Genomic DNA, 23731 nt, shown 5'->3' with positions numbered 1-23731 from the left:
TCATCTAGCTATCTTTGTACCGATATGAACATTTTCACGTAGGCGTCTGGGATGGAGAAGGCGCTTGCGGTTCGGGAGGGGCTCACGGTGAGCTATCAATTTGACTTCAGCGTCATTTTCGACGCGTGGCCTCGGCTTCTCTATGGATGCTGGCTGACGCTTGCGATCTCGACCAAAGCAATGGCGATGGGCTTTGCCATCGGCCTTCTCTGCGTTGCGCTGCGCCGGACCGGGTTCGGGCCGTTCGTCTGGCTGGTGAAGGGTTTCATCGAGATCATTCGCAATACCCCCTTTCCGGTTCAGGCCTTTTTCATCTATCTCGGCCTGCCGTCGATCGGCATCAGGCTGGCTCCCGATGCCGCCGCTGTCGTCGCGCTCGGTCTTAACGGCGGCGCTTATGCCGCCGAGATCATCCGCGGCGGGGTGGAATCGATCCACAAGGGCCAGGTCGAGGCAGGTCGCGCGCTCGGCCTGAACGGTTTCCAGGTGTTCCGCTACATCATCCTTCGGCCTGCGTTGCGCGTCAGCTTTCCCGCACTCGCAAGCCAGTTCATCCTGTTGATGCTGACCTCGAGCGTCGTCGCCTCGATATCGGCGATGGAGTTGGCCAGCATCGGTCAGGAGCTGGAATCGACGACCTTTCGCAGCTTCGAGGTCTACCTGACCCTGACCGGACTTTATCTCGGAATGTCCGCCATGCTGACGGGGCTGTTCGCCGCAATCGATCGCGGCCTTCTCTCTTATCCCACGCGGTGACGGCAATGGTTCAGACACTCGGCCTTAACCAGTTCATCATTCTGCTCGAAGCTTTACGCTGGACGATCCTGCTCGCAGCCATCGCCTTTGTCTGCGGCGCCGGCGGAGGGCTCTGCATCGCCCTGATCCGCACCGCGCCGTTCCAGGCGCTGCGAGGTGTTGCGGCAGCCTTCATCATCGTCTTTCAGGGAACGCCCCTGCTGATGCAGCTCTTTGTGATTTATTACGGCCTGCCGCTGATCGGCATCACGGTCAATGCCTGGATCGCTGTTGCCGCCGGCCTGACGCTGCATGCGAGCGCCTATCTCGGCGAAATCTGGCGCAGCACCATCATGGCCCTGCCGAAGGGGCAGGATGAGGCGGCCAAGGCGCTCGGGCTCGGATACCGGACCCGTATCATCTACGTCATCCTGCCGCAGGCGCTGCGGATTTCGCTGCCGAGCACCGTCGGCTTCCTGGTGCAGCTGGTCAAGGGCACGTCGCTTGCCGCCATCATCGGCTTCACCGAGCTGACGCGCGCCGGCCAGATCGTGTCCAACGCGACCTATCAACCGCTTATCGTCTTCGGCCTCGTCGGCGCGCTTTACTTCGCGCTGTGCTGGCCGCTGTCGCACTTCAGTTTCCAGCTGGAAAAACGCTTTGCGAGCGCCCGCTAACGCGCGCAGGGGAATAACGCCAAAGGGCAAGGAGGAAGCCTAATGACCAAGAATACCAATGTGTTGAGGAAAGCCTGGGGGGCTGTGGGGGCAATCGGCCTCGGCCTTTTCGTCGCATTCGGCGCCGGCCAGGCCGACGCGCAGAGCTTCGCGGAGCTGAAGGCGAACGGCAAGATCGTGATCGGCATTCAGGGCGAGAATCCGCCATGGGGATTCGTCGACGAAAGCAATCAGAGCGCCGGTTTCGATGCCGATTTCGCCAAGCTTCTCGGCGACGAGATCGGCGTGCCGGTCGAGTTCAACCGCGTTGCCGTCGCCAATCGCATCCCGACGTTGATGACCAACAAGGTCGATGCGCTGATTGCCGTCATGGGCATGTATCCCGACCGCGCCAAGGTGGTGCAGTTCACCAAGCCCTATTCGGCGATCGACATCATACTGCTCGCCAAACCGGAGACAAATATCAAGGCGCCGGAGGACCTCAAGGGCCTGCGGATTGCCGTTGCCCGTTCCTCGGCACAGGATACGCAGGTGACCAAAAATGCCCCCGAAGGCGCGACGATCCAGCGCTTCGATGACGATGCTACCGCCATCCAGGCGTTTCTCTCCGGGCAGGTCGACGCGCTCGGCGCAAACAACACCTACTTCCTCAGCATCGCCAAGATCGCGCCCGACTTCAAATTCGAAAAGAAACTGCAGTTCAACCGGCAATATAACGGCATTTCCGTGCGCCCGGGCCAAAAGCAGTTCGTCGAGGAGTTGAACGCCTTCATCGACAAGGTTCGCGCCGATGGCCGCCTTGAGAAGATCTACCAGAAATGGCTTGGCCAGGACACGCCCGACTTCCCGGATTCGTTACCTGATATTCCGTTCGCCGTTCAATAACCAAGCAGATGGGAAGACGCCGTGAATACGATGACGAAAATTACGGACAATGCCAGTGCCGATCCAATGATCGTCATGGAAGCCGTGGACAAGTATTACGGCGCCTTCCACGCCCTCAAGCGCATCGACCTGACAGTGAGGCGGGGCGAGAAGCTCGTTCTCTGCGGGCCCTCCGGCTCGGGAAAATCGACCCTCATCCGCTGCATCAATTATCTCGAGAATTTTGCTGGCGGCCGGGTCGTCGTCGACGGCATCGAGTTGAAATCAGGCGCCTCGATCGACGCCATCCGGCGTGAGGTCGGCATGGTCTTCCAGCAGTTCAATCTCTTCCCGCACATGACGGTTCTGAAGAACTGCATGCTTGCGCCGATGAAGGTGCGCGGGATGAAGGCGGCGCAGGCGGAAGAGGTCGCACGCGCCCATCTCGAGCGTGTGCGCATCTCCGATCAGATGCATAAATATCCGGCGCAGCTTTCCGGCGGCCAGCAGCAGCGCGTAGCGATCGCCCGGGCGCTCTGCATGGATCCCAAGGTGATGCTCTTCGACGAGCCGACCTCCGCCCTCGATCCCGAGATGGTCAAGGAGGTGCTCGACACCATGGTCTCGCTCGCCGGCGAAGGGCGAACGATGATCTGCGTGACCCATGAAATGGGCTTTGCCCGCGCTGTGGCCGATCGCGTGATCTTCATGGCGAACGGCGAAATCATCGAGGAGGCGCCGCCCGAGGAATTTTTCACCGCGCCGCGGAACGAGCGCACCCGCGCTTTTCTCGGACAGATTCTCGGGCACTGAGCGGGAAGGGGCCTTTGCTTCGACGGCGACGCGCCCTTCGAAATATCTCGGAAATCCGTTCGCAGACAGTCGCCTCGCGCGCGCCTGCAGACTTCATGTGACTGAAACGGAATGGTTGAAAGCATGGCAAATATATCCATCGGCGTCATCGGCGCGGGCCTGATCGGCCGCAAGCACATCAAGAAGATTATCGAGCATCCCGACTTCGACCTTGCCGGCATCGCCGACCTCGATTGCGATGCCGTCTCGGCGCAATATCCCGGCATTGCGGTCTTCAAGGATTACAGGTCGCTGCTCGACGAGGCGCGGCCGCAGGCCGTCATCATTGCCTCGCCCAATCAGAGCCATGCGGCGATCGGCATCGAATGCGCACGTCTCGGAATCGATATGCTGATCGAAAAGCCGGTCACCGATACGCTCGAAAGTGCCGCCGATCTGCTTCTGGAGGTGCGCGCCAACAGGGTCCGCACACTTGTCGGCCACCACCGCCGCCATCACGATCAGGTCAAGACGCTGAGGCGCCTGCTCAGGGACGGATTGATCGGCAATCTTGTCGGCGTCTCCGCCATCTGGGCGGCCTACAAGCCGGATGATTATTTCCGTATCGCGCCGTGGCGCACCCAGCCGGGCGGCGGACCGATCCTGATCAACCTCATCCACGAGGTCGATTTCCTGCGTTACACCGCCGGCGAGATCCGCGGCGTCAGCGCCATCGCCTCAAGCCGCCAGCGGCAATTTGCCGTCGAGGATACGGCCGGCGCCCTGCTCGAATTCGATGCAGGCTGCATCGGCACCTTCTTTGCGAGCGACAGTGCGGTCTCGCCTTGGACAACCGAACAGGGCGTCGGTGAAGCGGTCGAATTTCCGTTCAGCGGAGAGAGCAGCTACCGCTTCGTCGGCAGTTGCGGTTCGCTGGAGTTCCCGAGCCTGGTCCATTGGGCGCAGGCAGACGGTGGCCAGAACTGGAACGAGCCGATCCGGTCGCAACGACTTTTTGCCAGCTCGATCGATCCCTACCGCGCCCAGCTCGACCATTTCCGCGACGTCGTTCTCGGCAAGGCGGAATCCTTGCTCACGGTTGAGGATGGCGCGCGAACGCTGATCGCGACGCTTGCCGTGGCGGAGGCTGCCGCATCGGGAAGGAGGATCGATCTCAACGATCGTTACGAGGCGCTCGCTGCCGGAAAATTCCCGTCGGCATCCCAAAATACGAATCCAAGGAAAGCATCCTGACATGAAGCCGATCTTCGTTCTCAACGGTTCCAACCTCAACCTGCTCGGCCAGCGCGAGCCGCACATATACGGCAGCACGACGCTCGCCGATATCGAAACCATGTGTCATGCGAGCTCCGCAGGGCGAAAGCATGGGGTCGTCTTCCGACAGTCCAATCACGAGGGTGAGCTGATCGACTGGATCCACGAGGCCCGCCATGCCGCCGACGCCATCGTCATCAATGCCGGCGCTTATACCCATACATCGCTCGCGATCCATGATGCGCTGAAGACCTTCGAGGGCCCGATCATCGAGCTGCACATCACTAACGTGCATCGGCGCGAGAGTTTTCGCCACCACTCCTACATTTCCTTTGCGGCGACCGGCGTGATCTGCGGCCTCGGGCCGGATGGCTATGAGCTTGCACTCGAGGCGGCCGCGCGGCTCGTCGCCAAGACAATGACAACATAAACACCGCTAGTCGGAAGGACCACTGCGATGAAGACATCGATAGCGACCGTTTCGCTGAGCGGCGACCTCAGCGACAAGCTGGAGGCGATCGCCAAGGCCGGCTTCGACGGGGTGGAGATTTTCGAGAACGACTTGCTGAGCTTCGACGAGAGCCCGAGGGAGGTCGGCCGCATGGTGCGCGATCTCGGCATGGAGATCACGCTGTTCCAGCCGTTCCGCGATTTCGAAGGCATGCCGGAGCCGCTGCGCAGCCGCACCTTCGACCGGGCCGAGCGCAAGTTCGACCTGATGCAGGAGATGGGCACCGACCTCGTGCTGGTCTGCTCGAACGTCTCGCCCGCTGCCCTTGGCGGTCTCGACCGGGCGGCGGCCGATTTTCATGACCTCGGCGAGCGCGCCGCCAGGCGCGGCCTGCGCGTCGGCTACGAGGCGCTCGCCTGGGGCCGTCACATCCACGATCATCGCGATGCCTGGGAGATCGTTCGGCGGGCCGATCATCCGAATATCGGCCTGATCCTCGACAGCTTTCATACGTTGTCGCGCAAGATCGACGTCAATTCGATCCGCTCGATCCCGAAGGAGAAGATCTTCATCATCCAGCTTGCCGATGCGCCGCTGATCGACATGGATCTTCTCTACTGGAGCCGTCACTTCCGCAACATGCCCGGCGAAGGCGACCTGCCGGTGCTCGATTTCATGAAGGCGGTCGCCGCCACCGGTTATGACGGTTATCTGTCGCTGGAGATCTTCAACGATCAGTTCCGCGGCGGATCTGCCAGTGCCATTGCCGTCGATGGCCGCCGCTCGCTGATCTATCTCGGCGATCAGGTCAAGCGCCAGCTGCCGGAGAGCGCGCTGCCGGTGCCGGTGATGCCGCCACGCGCCAAGGTAGAAGGCATCGCCTTCATCGAGTTCACCGCCGACGAGGACGAGGCGGCAGCACTCGAGGCGCTGTTTGCAAGCCTCGGCTTCCACAAGGCGGCCAGACACAAGAGCAAGCGGGTGACGGTGTTTCGCCAGGGCGCCATCAACCTCGTCGTCAACACCGAACGCAAGGGCTTTGCCAGCGCCTCCTATGCCGTGCACGGCGCCTCTGCCTATGCCGCCGGGCTGCTGGTCGACGACGCCAAGGCGGCGCTGCAGCGGGCCGTCGCACTCGGCGCCGATCGCTTCGAACAAGCCCTCGATGCCGGCGAGATCGAGATGCCGGCGGTGCGCGGCGTCGGCGGCGGCATCCTCTATTTCCTCGACCGCCAGAGCGAACTCGGCCGCATCTGGGAGATCGAATTCGACGCGATTGAGGACGCGATGCCACCGCAGTCAGCCGGGCTGCAAGCGATCGACCATATGGCGCAGACGATGAAATATGAGGAGCTTTTGACCTGGCTGCTGTTCTACACCGCGCTGGTCGAGGCCGAGAAGACGCCGATGATCGATATCGTCGATCCCTCCGGCATCGTCCGCAGCCAGGTGGTCGAGAATGAGCAAGGCTCGCTGCGCATCACCATGAACGGCGCGGAGAACCGCAATACGCTCGCCGGCCGTTTCATCGCCGAGACCTTCGGCTCCGGCATCCAGCACCTTGCCTTCCGGACCGACGACATCTTCGCGACTGCTGCCGCCCTTGCCGCCAACGGCTTCGTGCCGCTTTCGATCTCGCCGAACTATTATGACGATCTCGAAGCCCGCTTCGGCCTGGAGGCCGAATTCGCCGAGCGCCTGAAGGCCAACAACATCCTCTATGACCGCGACGAGGCCGGCGAATATTTCCAGCTCTACAGCCCGACCTATGGCGAGGGGCTGTTCTTCGAGATCGTCGAGCGGCGTGGCTATCGCGGTTATGGTGCCGCCAACGCCATCTTCAGGATCGCCGCCCTGCGGAAACATCTGCGGCCGGCAGGCATGCCGGCGATCACCAGGAATCTGGGTAATTTGCAGGCTTGAGTTTCTCACCGGCAGTGCCCCCTGGCGGCTGTCGGTCGGACCTCTCATGCAATTCTCGCCTTTTCGTGCATTGCCCTCCTCAGATTTCGGCTGATAGACTTCCCGTGCCTGTTTCTTCACCTATGTCCTTGGTTTTTCGGGAGACTTCATAGCCATGACAGAACTTGCTCAATTGCTCGCATCCATCAAACTGCCGGATCTGTCGGGCAAGGCGGTGCTGATCACCGGCGCCTCGACCGGCATCGGCGCGGCGCTCGCCCGCGCCTTTGCGGCGCAGGGCGCCAAGGTCGGCGTGCATTACAATGCCAGCCGCGAGCCGGCGGAGAAGCTTGGCGAGGAGATCCGGGCGGCCGGCGGCACGGTGCATCTGATCCAGGGCGATGTGTCGCGGGAAGGCGAGACGGAGCGTGTCGTCGAAGAGACGGCGAAGACCTTCGGTCATCTCGACGGGCTCATCAACAATGCCGGCGGCATGCTGGGGCGCAAGCCGACCGCAGAATATACCGACGCGCATTATGCCGCGGTCATGGATCTGAACGCCCGCTCGGTGCTGGCGGCGACGCGTGCGGCCCATCCCTGGTTGAAAAAGCAGGGCGGCTTCATCATCAACACCACCTCGATCGCCGCCCGCAACGGCGGCGGCAACGGGGCGATCCTCTATGCGGCCTCCAAGGGCTTCGTCTCGACGATCACGCGCGGCCACGCCAAGGAATTCGTCGCCGACAGAATCCGCGTCAACGCCGTGGCGCCGGGCGTCATCGCAACACCTTTCCACGAGCGTTATACCAATGACGAGCAGATGGAGCTGCAGCGCAAGTCGATCCCGATGGGTTTCGTCGGCACCTCCGAGGATTGCGTTGGCGCTTATCTGTTTCTCGCCTCGCCGACGCTGTCCGGCTACATCACCGGCCAGATCATCGAGGTCAATGGCGGCCAGCTGATGCCATAAGCCATTCTCTCCGGAGGCGATCTCTTCCTTTTGCCTGCCGGAGGGAACTTTCGAACCGCCGTCACGTTTCCCGCTTGGCCATATTACCAAGCGGGGCACCATGAGCTTTTCATTTTCGGAACTCGACTTCCTCAAACCGGAGCTCGGGGCGGAATATATTGGTTCAGGCACCCACTTCGCCGTCTTCTCGGCCCATGCGGAACAGATCGAACTTTGCCTCTTCTCTGCCGACGGCAAGGAAGAGATCGCGCGGCTGCCGCTGCCCAAACGCGAAGGCGATATCTGGTCGGGCTATATTGCCGGCGTCGGGCCCGGCACGGTCTACGGTTATCGCGCCCATGGGCCCTACGACCCGCCGGCCGGCCATCGCTTCAATCCGAACAAGCTGCTGATCGATCCCTATGCCAAGCAGGTGACGGGCGACCTGAAATGGGACGACGCGCTGTTCGGCTATCGGATCGGCGAGGACGATCTTTCCTTCGATGAGCGCGATAGTGCGCCCTTCATGGTCAAGAGCGTCGTGCAGGATCCTGATTTCGACTGGGCGGGTGAAGAGGCGATCCGCCGGCCCTGGCCTGATACCATCATTTACGAGGCGCATGTGCGCGGCCTGACGATGACGCATCCGAAAGTGCCTGATCGGCTGCGCGGCACCTTTCTCGGCATGTGCAGCGATCCGATCGTCGACCATCTCGTCAAGCTCGGCATCTCGGCGATCGAGCTCCTGCCGATCCAGTACTTCCTCGACGATCGTTATCTGCTGGAAAAGAACCTCAGCAACTATTGGGGTTACCAGACGCTCGGCTTCTTCGCGCCCCAGTCGCGCTACATATCCGGCGACAAGATCACCGAGATCAAGACCATGGTGAAGAGGTTCCATGCCGCCGGCATCGAAGTCATCATGGATGTGGTCTACAACCACACCGCCGAAGGCAGCGAGAAGGGGCCGACCCTGTCCTTCCGCGGGCTCGACAATGCGAGCTATTACATCCTTTCCCCCGACGATCCCCGCCACACTTTCGATACGACAGGCACCGGCAATACGTTGAACGTCGCCAATCCGATGGTGATGCGCATGGTGCTTGACAGCCTGCGCTATTGGGTCGGGGTCATGCATATTGACGGTTTCCGTTTCGATCTTGCCAGCACGCTCGGCCGGCAGGATCTGGAGTTCGACCGTCAAGGCCTGTTCTTCGGCGCGATCCGCCAGGATCCGATCCTGGCTGGGGTCAAGCTGATTGCCGAACCCTGGGATATCGGCGAAGGCGGATATCAGGTCGGCGGTTTCCCGCACCCTTTCCGCGAGTGGAACGACAAGTTCCGCGATGATGTGCGCCGGTTCTGGAAGGGCGACGGCGGCATGGTGTCGGAGCTCGCGGCGCGCATCACCGGCTCGGCGCTGCAATTCAACCATTCGGACCGGGGAGCGACCTCCTCGATCAATCTCCTGTCGGCCCATGACGGCTTCACCCTGATGGATACCGTCTCTTTCGACGGCAAGCACAACGAGGCGAATGGCGAGGACAACCGGGACGGCCATTCGGACAATCATTCCGACAATATGGGCGTCGAGGGCGCCACCGATAATGCCGATATCAACGCTGCGCGGGCGCGGCGGCGGCGCAACATGATGGCGACGCTGATGCTCTCGCAGGGCGTGCCGATGATCCTGGCCGGCGACGAGCTCGGCAACAGCCAGGGCGGCAACAACAATGCCTATTGCCAGGACAACGAGATCGGCTGGACGGGATGGGACGGGCTCGACGATCCCTTCCTCGATTTCTGCCGGCAGGCCGTCACCTTCCGCAAGGCCCATCCGGTTCTCAGGCAGGAGCGGTTCCTGACCGGCGAGACCAGCGAGGACGGGCGCATCGAAATCGCCTGGTACAAGCCGGACGGCAGTTTCATGGACGACGGCGCCTGGAATGACGATGGATTGCAGGTGCTCGGCGTTTACTTGTCGAAGAGCGCGCATGCGCCGGATACCGAGACGATGGACGATCTCTACCTCGTGTTCAATGCCGGTGGTGATTGCGAAGTTCGTCTGCCTGTGGTGAACGGACTGAAAGAGTGGTCCCGGGTTCTCGACACCGGCGCGGAGACTGGCGCCTTCGATGTGCACGACCAGGACAATCCCGTCATGGTCTTCACCCAGAGCCTGGCCGTCTTTGCGCCGACAGGCCAGACCCAGCCGCCGGAGGGGGCGACCAAGGCGCAGCGCCGCCGGTGGTTTCAGTTCGGCCGCCGCGGCAAATAGCAGGTCCTCAACAGCATGAATGCCGAAGCCATCACCGAACTTGGCCTCATCTATGTCAGCGATACCGAACCGGGCATCCGCAGGCGCAGGAAAGGCAAGGGCTTCAGCTATGTGATGCCTGACGGTACGACGCTTTCGGACGAACTGCAGCGGGCCCGCATCGGCGCACTCGGCTTGCCGCCGGCCTATGAGAATGTCTGGATCTGTCTCTACGAGAACGGCCATCTCCAGGCGACCGGGATCGATGCGCGCGGGCGCAAGCAATATCGCTATCACAAGGACTGGCAATCCTTCCGTAGCGCCGGAAAGTTTCACCAGCTGATCGAATTCGGCCGGGCATTGCCGAAGATCCGCCGCACCGTGCTGCGCCATCTCGACACCGGTGCCGAGGATGTCAACGGCGTGCTCGCGGCTTTGACGACGCTGCTCGACGAGGCGCATCTGCGGGTCGGCAACCAGGCCTATGTCAGGGAAAACGGCACCTATGGCGCAACGACGCTGTTGAAGCGGCACCTGAAGATCGTTGATGGGCGGATCGAGCTGAAGTTCCGCGCCAAGGGCGGCAAGCGCGTCCAGCGCAGCCTCAAGCATCCCAGGCTGCAGAAGATCCTCGAGGAGATCGCCGATCTGCCCGGCCGTCAGCTTTTCGTCTGGAAGGATGAGAGCGGCGCGCTGAAACCCGTCGATTCCGGCCGGCTGAATGCCTATCTGGCGGAGATATCGGGCATTCCGATTTCCGCCAAGACGTTCCGCACCTGGGCCGGATCGCTGGCGGCCTTCGGTGCGGCCCGGGAAAAAATTGTCGGCGGCGGCCGGCCGACCGTCAAGGAAATGTCGGAGGCTGCGGCCGAAGCGCTGCACAATACGCCGGCAATTTCACGCTCGAGCTACATCCATCCGGCGATCATCGCGCTCTCAGGGAATGATCATGCATTGATCGAAGGTGGCTACGAGCCGTTGCGGGGCTTGCGGGCGGAAGAAAACAGGCTACTTGATTTCCTGACACGCGAGATCGAGGAATGAGCCCCGCAAACCCACCGGCATCGGACGTATCCCTGACCCATCCCGACCGGCTTTACTGGCCGGACGAGGGCGTGACCAAGCAGAATCTGGCGGATTATTACGCTGCCGTCTGGCGTTTCATGGCGCCCTATCTCGTCAATCGGCCACTGGCGCTCTTGCGCCTGCCGGACGGAATAAAAAGCCACCAGCGGTTTTTCCAGAAACATGGCTGGAAAGGCATGAATTCCCATATCGAGGAGATCGCCGACCCTGAGGACCCGGAGGGCGAGAAACTGTTGCGCATTGCCGATTTCGACGGGCTTGTCGCGCTGGTGCAATCGGCCGCACTTGAAATTCATCCCTGGGGCACGACGACCGATCATTGGGAAAGACCCGATATGATCATCATGGATCTCGACCCCGGCGAGGACGTGGTCTGGAGCGCGGTGATAACGGCGGCGCTTGACGTCAAGGCGCGGCTGGAATCCCGCGGCCTTGCCGCCTTCGTCAAGACCTCAGGCGGCAAGGGGCTGCATGTGGTGGCGCCGCTTGCGCCGAAGGCCGGTTGGGCCGAGGTCAAGGGTTTCGCTCATTCGCTTGCGGAAAGCATGTCGGCCGATGCGCCGGAGAAATATCTGGCAACGGCGACGAAGGCAAAACGCGGCGGGCATATCTATATCGATTATCTCCGCAACGGTCGCGGCAGCACGGCGGTCGCACCCTATTCGACCAGGGCGCGGCCGGGTGCTCCGGTGTCGATGCCGCTCGATTGGTCCGATCTGAAGGGGCTCGGTGGTCCGGCCGCCTTCACCCTCGCCAATGTGCCGCAGCGGCTGGAGGCCCGGCCTCGCGATCCCTGGGCCGATTTCTTCGATGCGGCCGTGCCGCTGCAATGAATGGCTCGCTTATTCCGTGCTGTCGAGCTCGGGATAATGCCTGAAAATCCCCTCCTCGTTGAAGGGCAAGCGGCGAGGGGAGGCGAGATAGCGGGCGATGTTCGCCCGCTTTACGACCGCAGCATGCAGCGCCAGGAGGGCGGGATATTCGGCCTTGCGTTTGGCCATTGCCTTCGGAAAGGCATAGGTCAGGCCTTCGATCACCTGGAAGAGTGAAAGGTCGACATAGGTCAGCGTGTCGCCGACGACATGACCGGAACCATCAGGGTTTTGCCGCAGCACACGCTCGAAATAGCCAAGATACTTCGGAATGCGCTGGCCGATAAAGGCCGCCGAGCGGGCCTTCGCCTCTTGCTTCTGGTCTTCGTAATATCGCCCCATGTCGATCGGGTGATGAGTGTCGTGCACCTCCGCGACGAAATCGGTGACGGTAAGCTGCAGTCCGTTGGCGACATGACGAAGGCCCTCGTCCTGGGGCGCAAGCCCCAGTCTCGGGCCGAGATAAAACAGGATGTTGGCGACATGCGGGATAATCAGCTCGCCATCCTTCAGGAAGGGTGGTGCGAAGGGAATATGCGCTACGCTTTCGCTTTCCATGATATCGAACATGGCACCGGTGCCGCGGCCGGGCTCACGGGTGATGTCGACGTAATCGGCGCCGGCTTCCTCCAACGCAAGCCGGACGAATTCACCGCGGCCCTGGATGCCGCCCCAATAATAAAGCTCATAGGCCATCTCAGCTCAATCCTTCGGTTTACGACCGAAGTCTTTTCGCAGCTCGTCCTTGGCTTCTTCAAGAGTGGCCCGTCGTTTTTTCGTCAATTGGTCGCCGGCGCGGTTGATGTAGAAGGTCAGCATCGACATGGCCGCGCGGAAGGGACTGGACTTACGGCGATGACTCTCCTCGGCCGAATGCTTGACCGAGCGGGCGACCTTCTTCGGATCGTCCGATTTGAACACACCTTCCTTCAGGTCCATCGCGTCGCTGTGTTCGGTGACGTTCTGCGACCATTTCTTCTTCGATTTGGCCATGTCGAAACCTCTTTGCGGCTGCGGCAGGCGCCAAGGCAGCCGCGTCCATCGTCAGTGGTGGCTGTGGTGTTCGTTGCGTTTGCGCGTCGCAGCCGCCTTCTTGGCTGAAGCAGACCTTTCCTCCTTCGAGCGGGCCGCGGATGCAGCGCCGCCGGCGCGGCCGCCCTTTTCGGAGGATTCGTGCGTGTCCTTCTTGCCGCGGCCGGAGCCGGATTTGTTGCCGCCGCCGCTTTCCTTGTTGACCGTCGCCCAGGCACGCCGTTCGGCCTCCTTCTCGGAAACGCCGCGATCCTCGTAGCTTTCCTCGATATGCTCGGCCTTGCGCTTCTGCTTGTCGGTATAGTCGGATTTGTCTCCTCGCGGCATCTTCGCCTCCTGTTGTTTGCAAAGCATGCAATGCGTTTGTGAGGAGAATCCAACCGGTGCGGAGCGCAAAAGTTCCCTCGGCGTCAGTGCCCCGATTTCGGAACAAAAGCCGGTTTTGTCAGGTTTTCGAGGAGGAATCCTGCATAATCCTGATATAGCAAGGAGCCGAGACCATGGAGAAACACTTCGTCAAAGCCGATGGAAACGGCATGATCGACGTGAACGGCCAGGTATCGCCGGTCACCTACACCGTCAGCTTCAAGGAGGGAATGGGCCATTCCTACGAGGTCGATATCCGCCTGATCGCGCCGCGCGACTGGCTGCTGCAGAGGGGATTCAACCGTGACGCCGTGCTGGTCAGCCAAAGCGGCGCGCGCATTCCCGTCTATCACGGCGGTGCCAACCGCCACGATGGCGGCAGCCATCACGATGGCGGCGGCCTCGATCCTGCCGACGCGATTTCGATCGAATTGACGGCGCGCGACGACAGCTGCACCAGCGAGGCCGATCTGATGGGCAAATATCCGGAGTTCGGCGGCATTAGAGCCGCGGCTGCAGGGCGGCCTTGACGGCCCGGTCGAGCGCGGCGCTGTTGAAAGGTTTCGTCAGCAGTACCGATCCGGAGAGATGATCGGAATCGGGCAGGTCGCTGCCGCCCGTGGCGAAGACCAGACCGACCGATGGAAGCGCTTCCCGCGCCCTGGCGGCAAAGGCGGAACCCGACATGCCGGGTAGCCCGAGATCGACGACGATGATGTCGACGACGGTATGGTCGAGAATGTCGGCGCCCTGTTCGCCGCTCTCGGCCTCGATCACGTCATAGCCGAGGTCCTGCAGGATTTCTGCGGTATCCATGCGGATGAAGGCGTCATCTTCGATGAGCAGCAGCTTCGGCTTCGCGGCCGTTTCGGGATGGTGTGGTTCAGAGGGTTTTGCATTGGGCCGAGCTGCATCGGCTGCTCCTCGGCCGCCTTGGGCCCGGCTGGCGAGCACGTGGCGGATCTTGCGGGCCAGATCCTCGCGCGTATAGGGCTTGGAGAGCAGCTCGAGGCCGGGATCGAGCCTGCCGCCATGGACGATCGAGTCTTCCGTATAGCCGGATGTATAAAGCACGGCTATGTCGGGCAGACGTGCGCGCGCCAGGCGGGCAAGCTCCGGGCTTTTCAACGTGCCTGGCATGACGACATCGGTAAAAAGCAGGTCGATATGGGCGCCGCTCTCGATGACGGTCAGCGCGCTTTGCGCATCCTTCGCTTTCAAGACGTAATAGCCGAGATCCGACAGCATCTCGATGACCGTGGCGCGAACACCTTCGTCATCCTCGGCGACAAGAATGGTTTCCGTCCCGCCGGTTGCCGGCACGGTGTCGGCGGCGGTGGCGCGATCCTCGCTGCGGAACGAGCGGGGGAGATAGAGCTTGATGGTCGTGCCTTCGCCTGTCTGGCTGTAGATCTTTACGTGGCCGCCGGACTGCTTGACGAAGCCGTAGACCATCGACAGGCCGAGACCGGTGCCCTTGCCTTCCGGTTTCGTCGAGAAGAAGGGCTCGAAGGCCTGTTCCTTCACCTCCTCGGTCATGCCGGAGCCGGTATCGGTGACGGCGAGCACGACATATTGGCCGGCCTTCACTTCAGGATGGGTGCGGCTGTAGGAATCGTCGAGGAAGGCGTTGCCGACCTCGATCGTCAACCTGCCCGCTCCATCCATCGCGTCGCGCGAGTTGATCGCCAGATTGAGCAGGGCGTTCTCGATCTGGACCGGATCGGCGAAGGTGTTCCAAAGGCCGCCGGAGACGATGGTCTCGACTTCGATCTCTTCGCCGAGCGCGCGGCGCAGCATATCGTCCATGCCGGTGACGAGACGGCCGATATTGACGACCTTCGGTTCCAGCGGCTGGCGGCGGCCGAAGGCGAGCAGCTGGCTGGCCAGCCGCGAACCACGTTCGACGGCGACAAGCGCGTTGGCAATGCGCTCCTTGGCCCGGCGGTTTTCCGCCACGTCCTTGCCCAGTAGCTGCAGATTGCCCGAGATCACCTGCAGTAGATTGTTGAAGTCATGGGCGACCCCGCCGGTGAGCTTGCCGATCGATTCCATCTTCTGCGACTGCTGGAGCGCCGCTTCGGCCTGCTGGCGATCGGCGATCTCGGCCGCGACGCGGACCTCGAGCATTTCGTTGAGCTTGCGCAGCTGATCTTCCATGTCGCGGCGCTGGCTGATCTCGAGCTTGGCGGCACGGAAGAGCCGGATATTGTCGATTGCCACGGCCGATTGGCTGGCGAGGCTGACGAGGCTTGCCTCCGCCGCCTGGGAAAAACGGCCAGGTTCGCCGTGGCCGAAGAATAGGCCGCCGATGACGCTGCCATCGCGCGATTTGACCGGCACGGCAAGATAGCTGCGGACCGGCAGATGCCCCTTCGGCATGCCGGAATGCGGTGCATTCTGCCCGTAGCGCGGGTCGAGCAGGATATCGTCGGAGCGCACGATCCCTTCGCCGTCGAAAGTCGGCGCGAAGACTTTGGTATTGCGCGGCATCGGGAATTTTTCGAAGTTTTTCCTGTCGACGCCGGAAAGCGCGTACAGCATATAGCTGCCGCCCTCGCCATCATCGACATTATAAAAGAAGGCGCCGAATTCCGCGCCGGTGAGCGTCACGCCGGCATCGACGACAATCTGTGTCAGGCGTTCCACATCGGGCTCGACGGTGATCGCCGCACCCGCCCGGTTGACGACCGCGAGCGCTTCCGATTTGGCCCGCAGTTCGTCAAGGGCCAGCTTCTCGCCACGCTTGGCCGCCACCTGGTCGGTGACATCGAGTGTCGCGCAGAGGATGCCGGCGATCGTGCCGTCATCGTCGCGCAGCGGCGTATAGGAGAAGGTGAACCATGTGTCCTCGGTGCGGCCGTCGCGGCGCATCGGAATGAGCAGCTCCTTGAAGAGCTGCGGACTGCCGCTGAGCGTGCGGGCGACGATCGGCGAGAATTGCTCCCATATATCCGCCCAGACTTCGCGGAACGGTTTCCCGAGTGCGGCGGGATGCCGCTCGGGGAATACGGGTACGTAGGCGTCATTGTAGAGAAAGGCGAGATCCGGACCCCAGGCGACGAATTTCGGCTGGCGCGAATTCAATACCATTTCGGCAATGTGCTTGAGAGAGGCAGGCCAGCTCTCGACCGGTCCGAGACCGATGGCGTCAAAGGCCGGATGCCGCAACAATTCGCCGATTTCGCCGCCGCCTCTCGGCCAGCCGTTGCCGACGCTTCCCATGCAAAAACGCTTTCCTGTCGCCCGCCGCGCCGGTGTGAGCGGCGGCAATTCAAAGGCCTGCAGCCTCCCTTGCCCTTCTGAAAGAGGCACGGCTGCAGGGGTTCAGCTTCATCCAACCGTCAAGATAGCGGCTTGCGAGGGCAGGGAAAGGGCGCTGTCGAAATATCATTAATCACAGTGCGTTCAAGCTTTTGCACGGACGATGCAGGTCGCTTTCGAGCGGTTATTTTCGATAGAATTTTTGCGACGCTGCGAGGGCGCGGCCAATGTCGAAGGAGGGCAGTTGCAGCGGTCTGCGGGGATCGCGAAAAACCAGTCCGACGAGCCTGTCGACGACAAGGATCAACCCAAGGGCAAGACCGAGATAGAGCACCGCGGCGACGAGCAGAAGTGACATCTCCATGCCTCACATGGCCACGGTCAAGGCGCGGCCGCCTGTGAAAAGGGCAACAGGGTGCATCTCGGTCAGACCGCCGTTCATGGCGCTTTCCCCGGTTTTGCCATAAACAGTCGCGGCCAGGACTTGTTCCCGGCGATCGGGCGAGGGATCAACCTTTTTGGGAAGCCTCAAAGCTTGCAGCGTCATCCGGCTTCTGTTCACCCCCGCATGGAAAAGCCCACCTCCGAACCTTCATAAACCACAACTAATTCAGGCGTATGACAAAGAAAGCCCGAAGGGCGTCGCGACGACGCCCTTTCGATTGCAATGTTCGGTATGCCAGTGTTCAGGACGCCGTTTTGCGGCTCGCAGTCCGTTTGGACGCTGGTGTGTCGACGCCGTTCGTCTTGGCGCCGGTTGCAGCACGCTTCGTGGCCGTCACAGTGCGCTTGGCCTTGGGCTTGGCTTCCTTGCCGTTGGAAGAGGCAGCAGAGCCGTCGAGCGTTTCGCGCTCGTGCCGTGCCTGTTCCCAATGAATGGAATCTCGCCCTGTCGGATAGCCCTCTTCTTCCCAGAGGGCGTATGCACGTTTCTTGATCCACTCTTCCCGAGTTTCTGCCATCGCTGATCTCCAGTCACATGAATGCCGTCGTTCGAACGCGATACTGCCGGGATGGTTCCAGAGGAGCGCCGCCGTTTCAAGCGAAATCGAGCTGCAACCCTAAATATTTCGCATCGCAGCATATCAGGGTTGAGAATCCACGTTCATCTCAGTTGAAATTCCGCCGCCTTGTGCAGATCTGAGACGAACTGGCGGCGCTGCCGGTGCCGCTCGGCCTCGTCGCGGATGCGCAGCAGATAGGAGGGATGAATGGTGACCAGAACGGGCGGACGGTTTGTCGGCTGCAGGATATGGCCGCGTTCCGGCGTCAGTTTCACTTTCGGTCCGAGCAGCGCGTAAAGCGCAGTTGCGCCCAGCGCCACGACGAGTTTCGGCTGCAGGATGTTGAGTTCCGCCCCGAGCCACCAGGCGCAACGCCGAATTTCGCCGGCATTGGGTTTTGCATGCAGCCGCCGCTTGCCGCGCGGCGTGAACTTGAAGTGCTTGACGGCATTGGTGACATAGCAGCGCTGGCGGTCGAGACCGGCTTCTTCGAGACATTGGTCAAGCAGATGGCCGGCCGGACCGACAAAAGGCCTGCCGGTGATATCCTCGCGGTCGCCCGGCTGCTCGCCGACAAGGGCGACCTCGGCCTTGTCAGGGCCTTCGCCGAAGACGATCTGCGTGGCATTTCTGTAGAGATCGCAGCGGGTGCAGCCTTCGGCCTGACGTCGGAGGTCGGCAATGCTTTCGGCATCCGCGACGTCGAGGGTCAAGGCGGGGCCGACGTTTGCGGCGACGTTCATGATCGCGATCCTCATCTCTTCTGGATCAATCACTCACCACCGGGATTGTTCCCGCGGTCGAGCCGGCGACGCTGACAGTTGCGGTGAAAAAATTCCCGTCATGGGAGCGAGCGGGCACAATTGAACGTCACCATTTCGCGGTTATATTGGCCAGCGATGTTTTATCTCCTGTCGACCTACTGGCCGCATATCCTCTTTGTCGTTTCGATCGCCATGGGAGCCGCGGCGGCGATCCATGCCGCCATGACCAAGGAGGAGGTACGCGCCGCGATCGGCTGGGTCGGCGTCATCATTCTGTCGCCGATCGTCGGCGCGGTGCTCTATGCGATTGCCGGCATCAACCGCATCCGCCGCAAATCGCTGAGCATTCGCCGCGACGCGCTGCTGCTTGCGCCCGGCACCGACGAGCTGGAGACCTTCGACGCCGAGGCCGAGACGGTCATCAGCCAGTTCGGCCGCCGCTTTGCGGCGCTGCAGACGCTGGGCGACCGGGTGACCCGCAACCCGCTGACCTCGGGCAATGCGATCGACATGCTCGAGACTGGCGACGAGGCCTATGCGGCGATGAAGACCGCCATCGACGAGGCGAACCGCAGCATCTTGCTCGAAACCTATATTTTCGATCGCGACGCCATCGGTCTTCGCATCGCCGACGCGCTGATTTCGGCGGTCAAGCGCGGCGTTGCGGTGCGAGTGCTGATCGATGCCGTCGGGGCGCGTTATTCGGTGCCGAGCATTCTCGGCCATCTCAAGGAGGGCGGCGTCACCGTTGCCGTCTTCAACGGCAACGTCATCATGGGCTTGCGGCTGCCCTATGCCAATCTGCGCACCCACAGGAAGATACTGATCGTTGACGGCCGTATTGCGCTGACGGGCGGCATGAATATCCGGGCGGGCTTCAGCGAGCAGGAGACGGGCGAGAGCTTCGCCCATGATACGCATTTCAGCGTCACCGGCCCTGTCGTCGCCGACCTCTTCGACCTTGCCGCCGAAGACTGGCGCTTCACCACTGGGGAGCTGTTGAACGGCGAAGCCTGGCGCATCGAACCGCCGCAGCGCAACCCCGGCGATCCCATCCTGATGCGCGTCGTCGCTTCCGGGCCGGATCGCAGCGTCGAAACCAACCACAAGATGCTGATGGGCGCCTTTTCCGTCGCGCGTCAATCGATCCGCATCATGTCGCCCTATTTCCTGCCGGACCGCGAACTGATCAGCGCCCTGGTGACGGCGGCGCGCCGCGGCGTCGAAGTCGATATCATCGTACCTGACGTCAACAACCTCATGCTGGTCGACCGGGCGATGACGGCGCAATTCGATCAGATCCTCAAGAATTATTGCCGCATCTGGCGATCGACCGGCAGCTTCAGCCACTCGAAGCTGCTGACGATCGACGGCACCTGGGCCTATGTCGGCTCTTCCAATCTCGATCCGCGCTCGCTCAGGCTGAATTTCGAGGTTGATCTCGAAGTGCTGAACGAGGGCTTTGCCGCCGAGATCGACGAGCATCTCGACGAAACCCTGAAATCGGCAACGCTGGTGACGCTGGAGGGCTTGCGCGCGCGGCCCTTTCCGGTGCGGCTGCTCGAGAAGGTGCTCTGGTTGGGGTCGCCCTATCTTTGAACGATTTTTTATCCCCGGACATGGCAAGTTCGGCTTGCCCGCCTATACTGCCGGGTAAAGCCCTTTTGATCAACCGAACCAGTGCGCTGTTCCGATGCACGCCAAAAAAGACAGCCTTCCCGCCAGCATTCTCGCCTCGATCAGGAGCCGGAAGAAGCGGCTCGACGCGGCCCAGTTGGAGGCAAGGCCGCGCAGCATCGGAACGCTGATCGCTTCCTACAATGTGCACAAATGCGTCGGCACCGACCGGCGCTTCGACCCGGAGCGCACCAGCCGGGTGATCCATGAAATCGGCGCCGACGTGATCGCACTGCAGGAGGCCGATACGCGCTTCGGCGAGCGCACCGGCATTCTCGACCTCGGCCGGCTGGAGCGGGAGACGGGACTGATCCCGGTGCCGGTCGCCGGCATGACCAAGGCGCATGGCTGGCACGGCAATGTCGTGCTGTTCAAGAAGGGCCTGGTGCATGACGTGCATCAGATCAGGCTGCCGGGGCTGGAGCCGCGCGGCGCCCTCGTCGCCGAGATCGAACTTGAAGAGGGCGGCGTGCTGCGCATCATCGCCGCGCATTTCGGCCTGTTGCGGCACAATAGAGCCCAGCAGGCTCGCACTTTGGTGGAACTGATAAAGGACCGCCACGAGATGCCGACAATCCTGCTCGGCGACCTCAACGAGTGGCGCCTCGGCGACCGCTCGTCGCTCAATACTTTCCAATCCGCCTTCGGAGAGCTGCCGCCCGCCGTCCCGAGTTTCCCCGCCGGCCTGCCGCTTCTGGCGCTCGACCGCATCATCGCCAACCGCAAGGGGATCATCACCGAAGTGGAAGCGCATGATACGCCGCTGGCGCGTATTGCCTCGGATCATTTGCCGATCAAGGCGCTGGTCGACCTGAAACCGGTGGGCCGATAGGCCAGCTTTCGCAAATCGCGCAAGTGCCTCCCTGAGAATTGGTGACTCGGTCCAGCGGCAAAACTCGCCATGGTTCACGTCGAGCAATTTCGCGGCGAGTTCGGGAAACCTGGTGTGCTGCCTCGACGAGACATGCGCGGTTCTTGACCTGGATCAAGGTCATCGCGAAAGGATAAGCATACGGTCGATTTGTGGTCTTGCGGCACCAACAACTCCGAAGGAGAACCACGATGGCGAACACAATCTTCCAGACCCGTTCCGCTGCGTCGACCGCGACGCCGGCGCAAGTTTCCGTTCCGGTTCTCGGCGCGACGGTAGCGATTTTTACAGCTGTATCGTTCCTGCTTTGCATGGCTCTCGGCTTCGTCGCCCCCGAATGGGGGCTCCATAGGCCGTGGCTGCAGTTCTACCTCGGGCTTACCGGCTTCGACCTTTGGAGCGTGGTGCTCGGCACGGCTCAAAGCCTCATCTTCGGGGGCTATGCGGGCGCATTGCTCGGAACCATTTTCAACGTCGTCAGCCGCCGTTTCGGCTGATGGGCCACGCCGCCTTCGGCTTCCGTCGCCCAGGCGATGGTCACTGTCGATCAGCCCGGTCCGGCGGCGCGGACCCGAAGCATTTAAATTCGAAGTCGTCCCGCTGCCGTCAGGCCGCAGCGTTGGACTGCGAACAGCCAAAGGAGAAGGTATATGAGAATGACAATTATCAACGCTGTCCTGCTGGCCGGAGCCATTATCGTGGGCGGGGCAGGTCCGAGCTTTGCTCAGGCCAGTGGAGCGGATCCGCATCATCCCGAAAGCTCGCCACAGGCTGCCTCGCCTTCCGACATGAAAGGAATGACCGGAAGCCAGGGAGCAATGCCCGGCTCCGACATGATGCCCGGCGGAATGATGGGGCAGGGCATGATGATGCGATCCGGCATGATGGGTGGCATGCCGATGATGGGCATGCGTGGGTCTATGATGAAGATCATGTTCGCCGTGGCAGATACCGATGGGGACGGTGCCTTGTCTTTCGAGGAGGTGACGGCGGTTCACAAGCGGATTTTCGACAGCGTGGATGCCAACAAGGATGGAAAGGTCACGACTGAGGAAATGCAGGCGTTCTGGCGGCCCTAGCCAACCAGACGTATCGGGGGGCGGGGCTCCGGGGATGGTCGCGGAGCCTCAGAGGATATGATAGGATGCTAGGCATTCACCGCGGGAGGGTTAAGTGCGTCGCGTCCTTCTGACTCTGATCCTGTTCGTGCAGTCCGCCTCGATCTCGTCTGCCTCCGAGCTTTCGGTCTTCCATACGTCTTCGGTCGGCAGCAACCGGTCGATCAGCCTCAGTCTGGCGACCGGCGGTCCCGCTCGCGACCCGGCTTTTGATTTCGACGTCGTCATTGCGCTATCGGAACTCGATAATGGCGGGAGTGTGCTCTATCGGGACGCCGGGAGACACCAGGCAAGCGTGCGTTGCGTTTCCCCCGCCATGGTCAGGATCAATTCCGCCGACTACCCGATCGACCTGTCGGCGCTGCCGGGCGCGGACTGGAAGCACGATCTCTGGGCCGCGCTCTGCAAAGCGCCGGTTTCCTGACTGGCCGACCGGTTGACGAATGCCGCATCAGCCTTTCCCGGGACGGACCTCCGCGAACACGTAGGGTGCTTCGTCCCCTGAGGGGATCGCATAGACATCATAGGGCGCCCGCCAGTCTTCACCCATTCCCAACGAACCGGACGGCATGCCCGGCACAGCCAGCCCGCGGAGCGGCGGCCGCTCCTGCAGCAGTTGCTAGACGGATGCGAGCGGCACGTGTCCCTCGAGGTAGTATTCTTCGATGACGGCGGTGTGGCAGCCCTCCAAATCGGCGGGCACGCCGAAGCGCGCCTTGATCGCGGCGAGGTCGTCGGTGTCCCGGGCATCGACGGAAAATCCCGCAGCGGCCATCGCCTTCGACCATTCATGGCAGCAGCCGCAAGCGGGATCCCTGTAGACTGTCATCCTCGTCATAACGGCGAGGGCCCCTCGGCCAGGAAACGCCAGGGCGGACGCTACCACTGCAATGAAGCTTCTCCTGCGCATGTATCTACTCCTTAACGGTGCCGCCCGGGCACCGCGTTGGTACCCGGGCGGCAGCTGCACTTTATTTTACTTCCGTGACGGTCAGCTTACCATTCACGCGTTCGGCGACGAACTCAACGCTCGAACCTTCCTTCAGCTTTTCGAGCAAAGCCGGGTCTTCTACCCGGAAGACCATCGTCATCGCAGGCATGTCAAGGTTCTTCAGGTCTTCATGCTTGATGGTAACCTTCTTCGCCTTGGCATCGACCTTGTTGACGACACCCTTGGTGAATTCCTCGGCCAACGCACCGAAGGTTGCTGAGGCCGAGAGCAGAGCGGCGATGCCGATTTTGATCATGGTGGATTTCATCTTCATATCTCCTTCTGTTGCGGTTCACTTGCCAGCGACGGTGACGTCGCCGTGCATGCCGGCTTCGTAGTGGCCGGGGATCAGGCAGGCGAACTTGAAGGCTCCGTCGGACGTGAATTTCCAGACGATCTCGCCGGATTGACCGGCCGGGAGGCGGATGGAATTGGCGTCGGCATGTTCCATTTCGGGGAACTTTTCCATGACCTTCTTGTGCTCGAGGATCTTGTCTTCCTGATCGAGCACGAACTCGTGGTCGACGGTGCCGGCATTCTTGATCGCGATCTTGACCGTTTGACCCTTACGCACGGAGAGGACGGCCGGGGTGAAGAGCATTTTGCCGTCATCGGTTTCCTTCATCGTGACGCGGATCGTCTGCGTCGCCTTGGCCTTGTCGCCGGGCTCGCCGACAGCCATCTTCTCACCGTGGCCGCCGGCGTGATTGCCGGAGGCGAAAGCCGGGCCTGCCAAGGCGACGAACGCCAATGCGAGTAGATAATTCTTCATGCATATATCCTT

27 protein-coding genes and 1 pseudogene are annotated in these 23731 nt (G+C 61.7%); 17 read left to right on the top strand and 11 right to left on the bottom strand.

The features are described 5' to 3' along the window. The first annotated feature begins 87 nt into the window (after positions 1–87). The 11 genes from EFD56_RS08545 (at position 88) to ligD (ending at position 11821) form a co-directional block, all read left to right on the top strand. Positions 88–756 carry an amino acid ABC transporter permease gene (locus EFD56_RS08545; RefSeq protein WP_126905059.1) on the top strand — a complete coding sequence of 223 codons (669 nt, stop codon included), beginning with the start codon at positions 88–90 and terminating at the stop codon, positions 754–756. Between the two features lie 5 nt (positions 757–761). After that, positions 762–1412, top strand: a complete 651-nt coding sequence (locus EFD56_RS08540) for an amino acid ABC transporter permease (RefSeq protein ID WP_085744041.1) — start codon at positions 762–764, stop codon at positions 1410–1412. 42 nt (positions 1413–1454) lie between these two features. Next, the gene (locus tag EFD56_RS08535; RefSeq protein WP_085744042.1) at positions 1455–2297 is read left to right on the top strand and encodes a transporter substrate-binding domain-containing protein; all 843 of its coding nucleotides are present in this window, start codon (positions 1455–1457) and stop codon (positions 2295–2297) included. Between the two features lie 39 nt (positions 2298–2336). Continuing rightward, positions 2337–3089 carry an amino acid ABC transporter ATP-binding protein gene (locus tag EFD56_RS08530; RefSeq protein ID WP_269467267.1) on the top strand — a complete coding sequence of 251 codons (753 nt, stop codon included), beginning with the start codon at positions 2337–2339 and terminating at the stop codon, positions 3087–3089. Between the two features lie 123 nt (positions 3090–3212). Next, positions 3213–4322, top strand: coding sequence for a Gfo/Idh/MocA family protein (locus tag EFD56_RS08525; RefSeq protein WP_126905058.1), 1110 nt, complete (start codon positions 3213–3215; stop codon positions 4320–4322). Between the two features lies 1 nt (position 4323). Continuing rightward, positions 4324–4773, top strand: coding sequence for a type II 3-dehydroquinate dehydratase (aroQ, locus tag EFD56_RS08520; RefSeq protein WP_064819851.1), 450 nt, complete (start codon positions 4324–4326; stop codon positions 4771–4773). 27 nt (positions 4774–4800) lie between these two features. Further along, positions 4801–6717 carry a bifunctional sugar phosphate isomerase/epimerase/4-hydroxyphenylpyruvate dioxygenase family protein gene (locus EFD56_RS08515; RefSeq protein WP_126905057.1) on the top strand — a complete coding sequence of 639 codons (1917 nt, stop codon included), beginning with the start codon at positions 4801–4803 and terminating at the stop codon, positions 6715–6717. A gap of 154 nt (positions 6718–6871) precedes the next feature. Next, positions 6872–7666, top strand: a complete 795-nt coding sequence (locus EFD56_RS08510; protein ID WP_012490543.1) for an SDR family NAD(P)-dependent oxidoreductase — start codon at positions 6872–6874, stop codon at positions 7664–7666. 100 nt (positions 7667–7766) lie between these two features. Further along, a complete protein-coding gene (glgX, locus tag EFD56_RS08505) occupies positions 7767–9923 on the top strand; it encodes a glycogen debranching protein GlgX (protein WP_126905056.1) in 2157 nt (718 codons plus the stop codon). A gap of 15 nt (positions 9924–9938) precedes the next feature. Continuing rightward, entirely contained in the window at positions 9939–10946 is a 1008-nt protein-coding gene (locus EFD56_RS08500) for a DNA topoisomerase IB (RefSeq protein ID WP_097602551.1), read from the top strand. Then, complete coding sequence (gene ligD / locus EFD56_RS08495) at positions 10943–11821, top strand: non-homologous end-joining DNA ligase (protein ID WP_085744047.1); 879 nt, start codon at positions 10943–10945, stop codon at positions 11819–11821. Before EFD56_RS08500 ends, ligD begins: the two co-directional genes overlap by 4 nt. Before the next feature lie 9 nt (positions 11822–11830). Here ligD and EFD56_RS08490 read toward each other — a convergent pair whose 3' ends face one another. Genes EFD56_RS08490 through EFD56_RS08480 form a run of 3 tightly spaced genes read right to left on the bottom strand, consistent with a single transcriptional unit; the run spans position 11831 to position 13219 of the window. Continuing rightward, complete coding sequence (locus EFD56_RS08490) at positions 11831–12556, bottom strand: glutathione S-transferase (protein WP_085744048.1); 726 nt, start codon at positions 12554–12556, stop codon at positions 11831–11833. Between the two features lie 6 nt (positions 12557–12562). Next, entirely contained in the window at positions 12563–12853 is a 291-nt protein-coding gene (locus tag EFD56_RS08485) for a DUF3175 domain-containing protein (RefSeq protein WP_029531957.1), read from the bottom strand. A 51-nt stretch (positions 12854–12904) separates the two neighbouring features. Continuing rightward, positions 12905–13219 carry a hypothetical protein gene (locus EFD56_RS08480; RefSeq protein ID WP_040111419.1) on the bottom strand — a complete coding sequence of 105 codons (315 nt, stop codon included), beginning with the start codon at positions 13217–13219 and terminating at the stop codon, positions 12905–12907. A gap of 173 nt (positions 13220–13392) precedes the next feature. On the opposite strand from EFD56_RS08480, the gene EFD56_RS08475 reads away from it, so the two are divergent. Next, complete coding sequence (locus EFD56_RS08475) at positions 13393–13788, top strand: hypothetical protein (RefSeq protein ID WP_085744049.1); 396 nt, start codon at positions 13393–13395, stop codon at positions 13786–13788. Here EFD56_RS08475 and EFD56_RS08470 read toward each other — a convergent pair. From EFD56_RS08470 to EFD56_RS08450, 5 genes are all read right to left on the bottom strand, one after another. Further along, on the bottom strand, positions 13760–16483 hold the full coding sequence (locus tag EFD56_RS08470; RefSeq protein WP_126905055.1) for a hybrid sensor histidine kinase/response regulator: 2724 nt from the start codon (positions 16481–16483) through the stop codon (positions 13760–13762). The two genes, EFD56_RS08475 and EFD56_RS08470, sit on opposite strands and share 29 nt — an antisense overlap. A gap of 223 nt (positions 16484–16706) precedes the next feature. Then, positions 16707–16880 carry a hypothetical protein gene (locus tag EFD56_RS08465; RefSeq protein WP_183818245.1) on the bottom strand — a complete coding sequence of 58 codons (174 nt, stop codon included), beginning with the start codon at positions 16878–16880 and terminating at the stop codon, positions 16707–16709. Positions 16881–16889: 9 nt separating this feature from the next. Beyond that, positions 16890–17069 carry a hypothetical protein gene (locus EFD56_RS08460; RefSeq protein ID WP_085744050.1) on the bottom strand — a complete coding sequence of 60 codons (180 nt, stop codon included), beginning with the start codon at positions 17067–17069 and terminating at the stop codon, positions 16890–16892. 139 nt (positions 17070–17208) lie between these two features. Then, positions 17209–17484 (bottom strand): DUF2934 domain-containing protein, encoded by a 276-nt coding sequence (locus tag EFD56_RS08455; RefSeq protein ID WP_010001657.1) that lies wholly within the window; start codon positions 17482–17484, stop codon positions 17209–17211. Positions 17485–17627: 143 nt separating this feature from the next. Then, positions 17628–18269: a UdgX family uracil-DNA binding protein gene (locus tag EFD56_RS08450; protein ID WP_085744212.1), complete on the bottom strand. Its 642-nt coding sequence runs from the start codon at positions 18267–18269 to the stop codon at positions 17628–17630. 156 nt (positions 18270–18425) lie between these two features. On the opposite strand from EFD56_RS08450, the gene EFD56_RS08445 reads away from it, so the two are divergent. The 5 genes from EFD56_RS08445 (at position 18426) to EFD56_RS08425 (ending at position 22380) form a co-directional block, all read left to right on the top strand. Then, the gene (locus EFD56_RS08445; RefSeq protein ID WP_010008718.1) at positions 18426–19889 is read left to right on the top strand and encodes a phospholipase D-like domain-containing protein; all 1464 of its coding nucleotides are present in this window, start codon (positions 18426–18428) and stop codon (positions 19887–19889) included. A 94-nt stretch (positions 19890–19983) separates the two neighbouring features. Further along, positions 19984–20799, top strand: a complete 816-nt coding sequence (locus EFD56_RS08440) for an endonuclease/exonuclease/phosphatase family protein (RefSeq protein ID WP_085744051.1) — start codon at positions 19984–19986, stop codon at positions 20797–20799. 230 nt (positions 20800–21029) lie between these two features. After that, positions 21030–21335, top strand: coding sequence for a hypothetical protein (locus tag EFD56_RS08435; protein WP_010005328.1), 306 nt, complete (start codon positions 21030–21032; stop codon positions 21333–21335). A 153-nt stretch (positions 21336–21488) separates the two neighbouring features. Further along, positions 21489–21917: an EF-hand domain-containing protein gene (locus tag EFD56_RS08430; RefSeq protein WP_010005326.1), complete on the top strand. Its 429-nt coding sequence runs from the start codon at positions 21489–21491 to the stop codon at positions 21915–21917. 94 nt (positions 21918–22011) lie between these two features. Further along, a complete protein-coding gene (locus EFD56_RS08425; protein WP_010005324.1) occupies positions 22012–22380 on the top strand; it encodes a hypothetical protein in 369 nt (122 codons plus the stop codon). A 27-nt stretch (positions 22381–22407) separates the two neighbouring features. On the opposite strand, the pseudogene EFD56_RS08420 reads toward EFD56_RS08425, so the two are convergent. The 3 genes and pseudogenes from EFD56_RS08420 to EFD56_RS08410 all read right to left on the bottom strand — a co-directional run bounded on the left by EFD56_RS08420 (position 22408) and on the right by EFD56_RS08410 (position 23719). Continuing rightward, positions 22408–22866: pseudogene (locus EFD56_RS08420) on the bottom strand (DUF411 domain-containing protein). 61 nt (positions 22867–22927) lie between these two features. Next, positions 22928–23215: a copper-binding protein gene (locus EFD56_RS08415; RefSeq protein ID WP_012490559.1), complete on the bottom strand. Its 288-nt coding sequence runs from the start codon at positions 23213–23215 to the stop codon at positions 22928–22930. A gap of 24 nt (positions 23216–23239) precedes the next feature. Then, complete coding sequence (locus EFD56_RS08410) at positions 23240–23719, bottom strand: cupredoxin domain-containing protein (RefSeq protein WP_085744052.1); 480 nt, start codon at positions 23717–23719, stop codon at positions 23240–23242. Positions 23720–23731 lie beyond the last annotated feature (12 nt).

This window comes from Rhizobium phaseoli, from assembly GCF_003985125.1.
Lineage (GTDB): Bacteria > Pseudomonadota > Alphaproteobacteria > Rhizobiales > Rhizobiaceae > Rhizobium > Rhizobium phaseoli.
The sequence above is the reverse complement of the archived record's forward strand: the minus strand, read 5'-3'. Positions and strand labels throughout refer to the sequence as shown.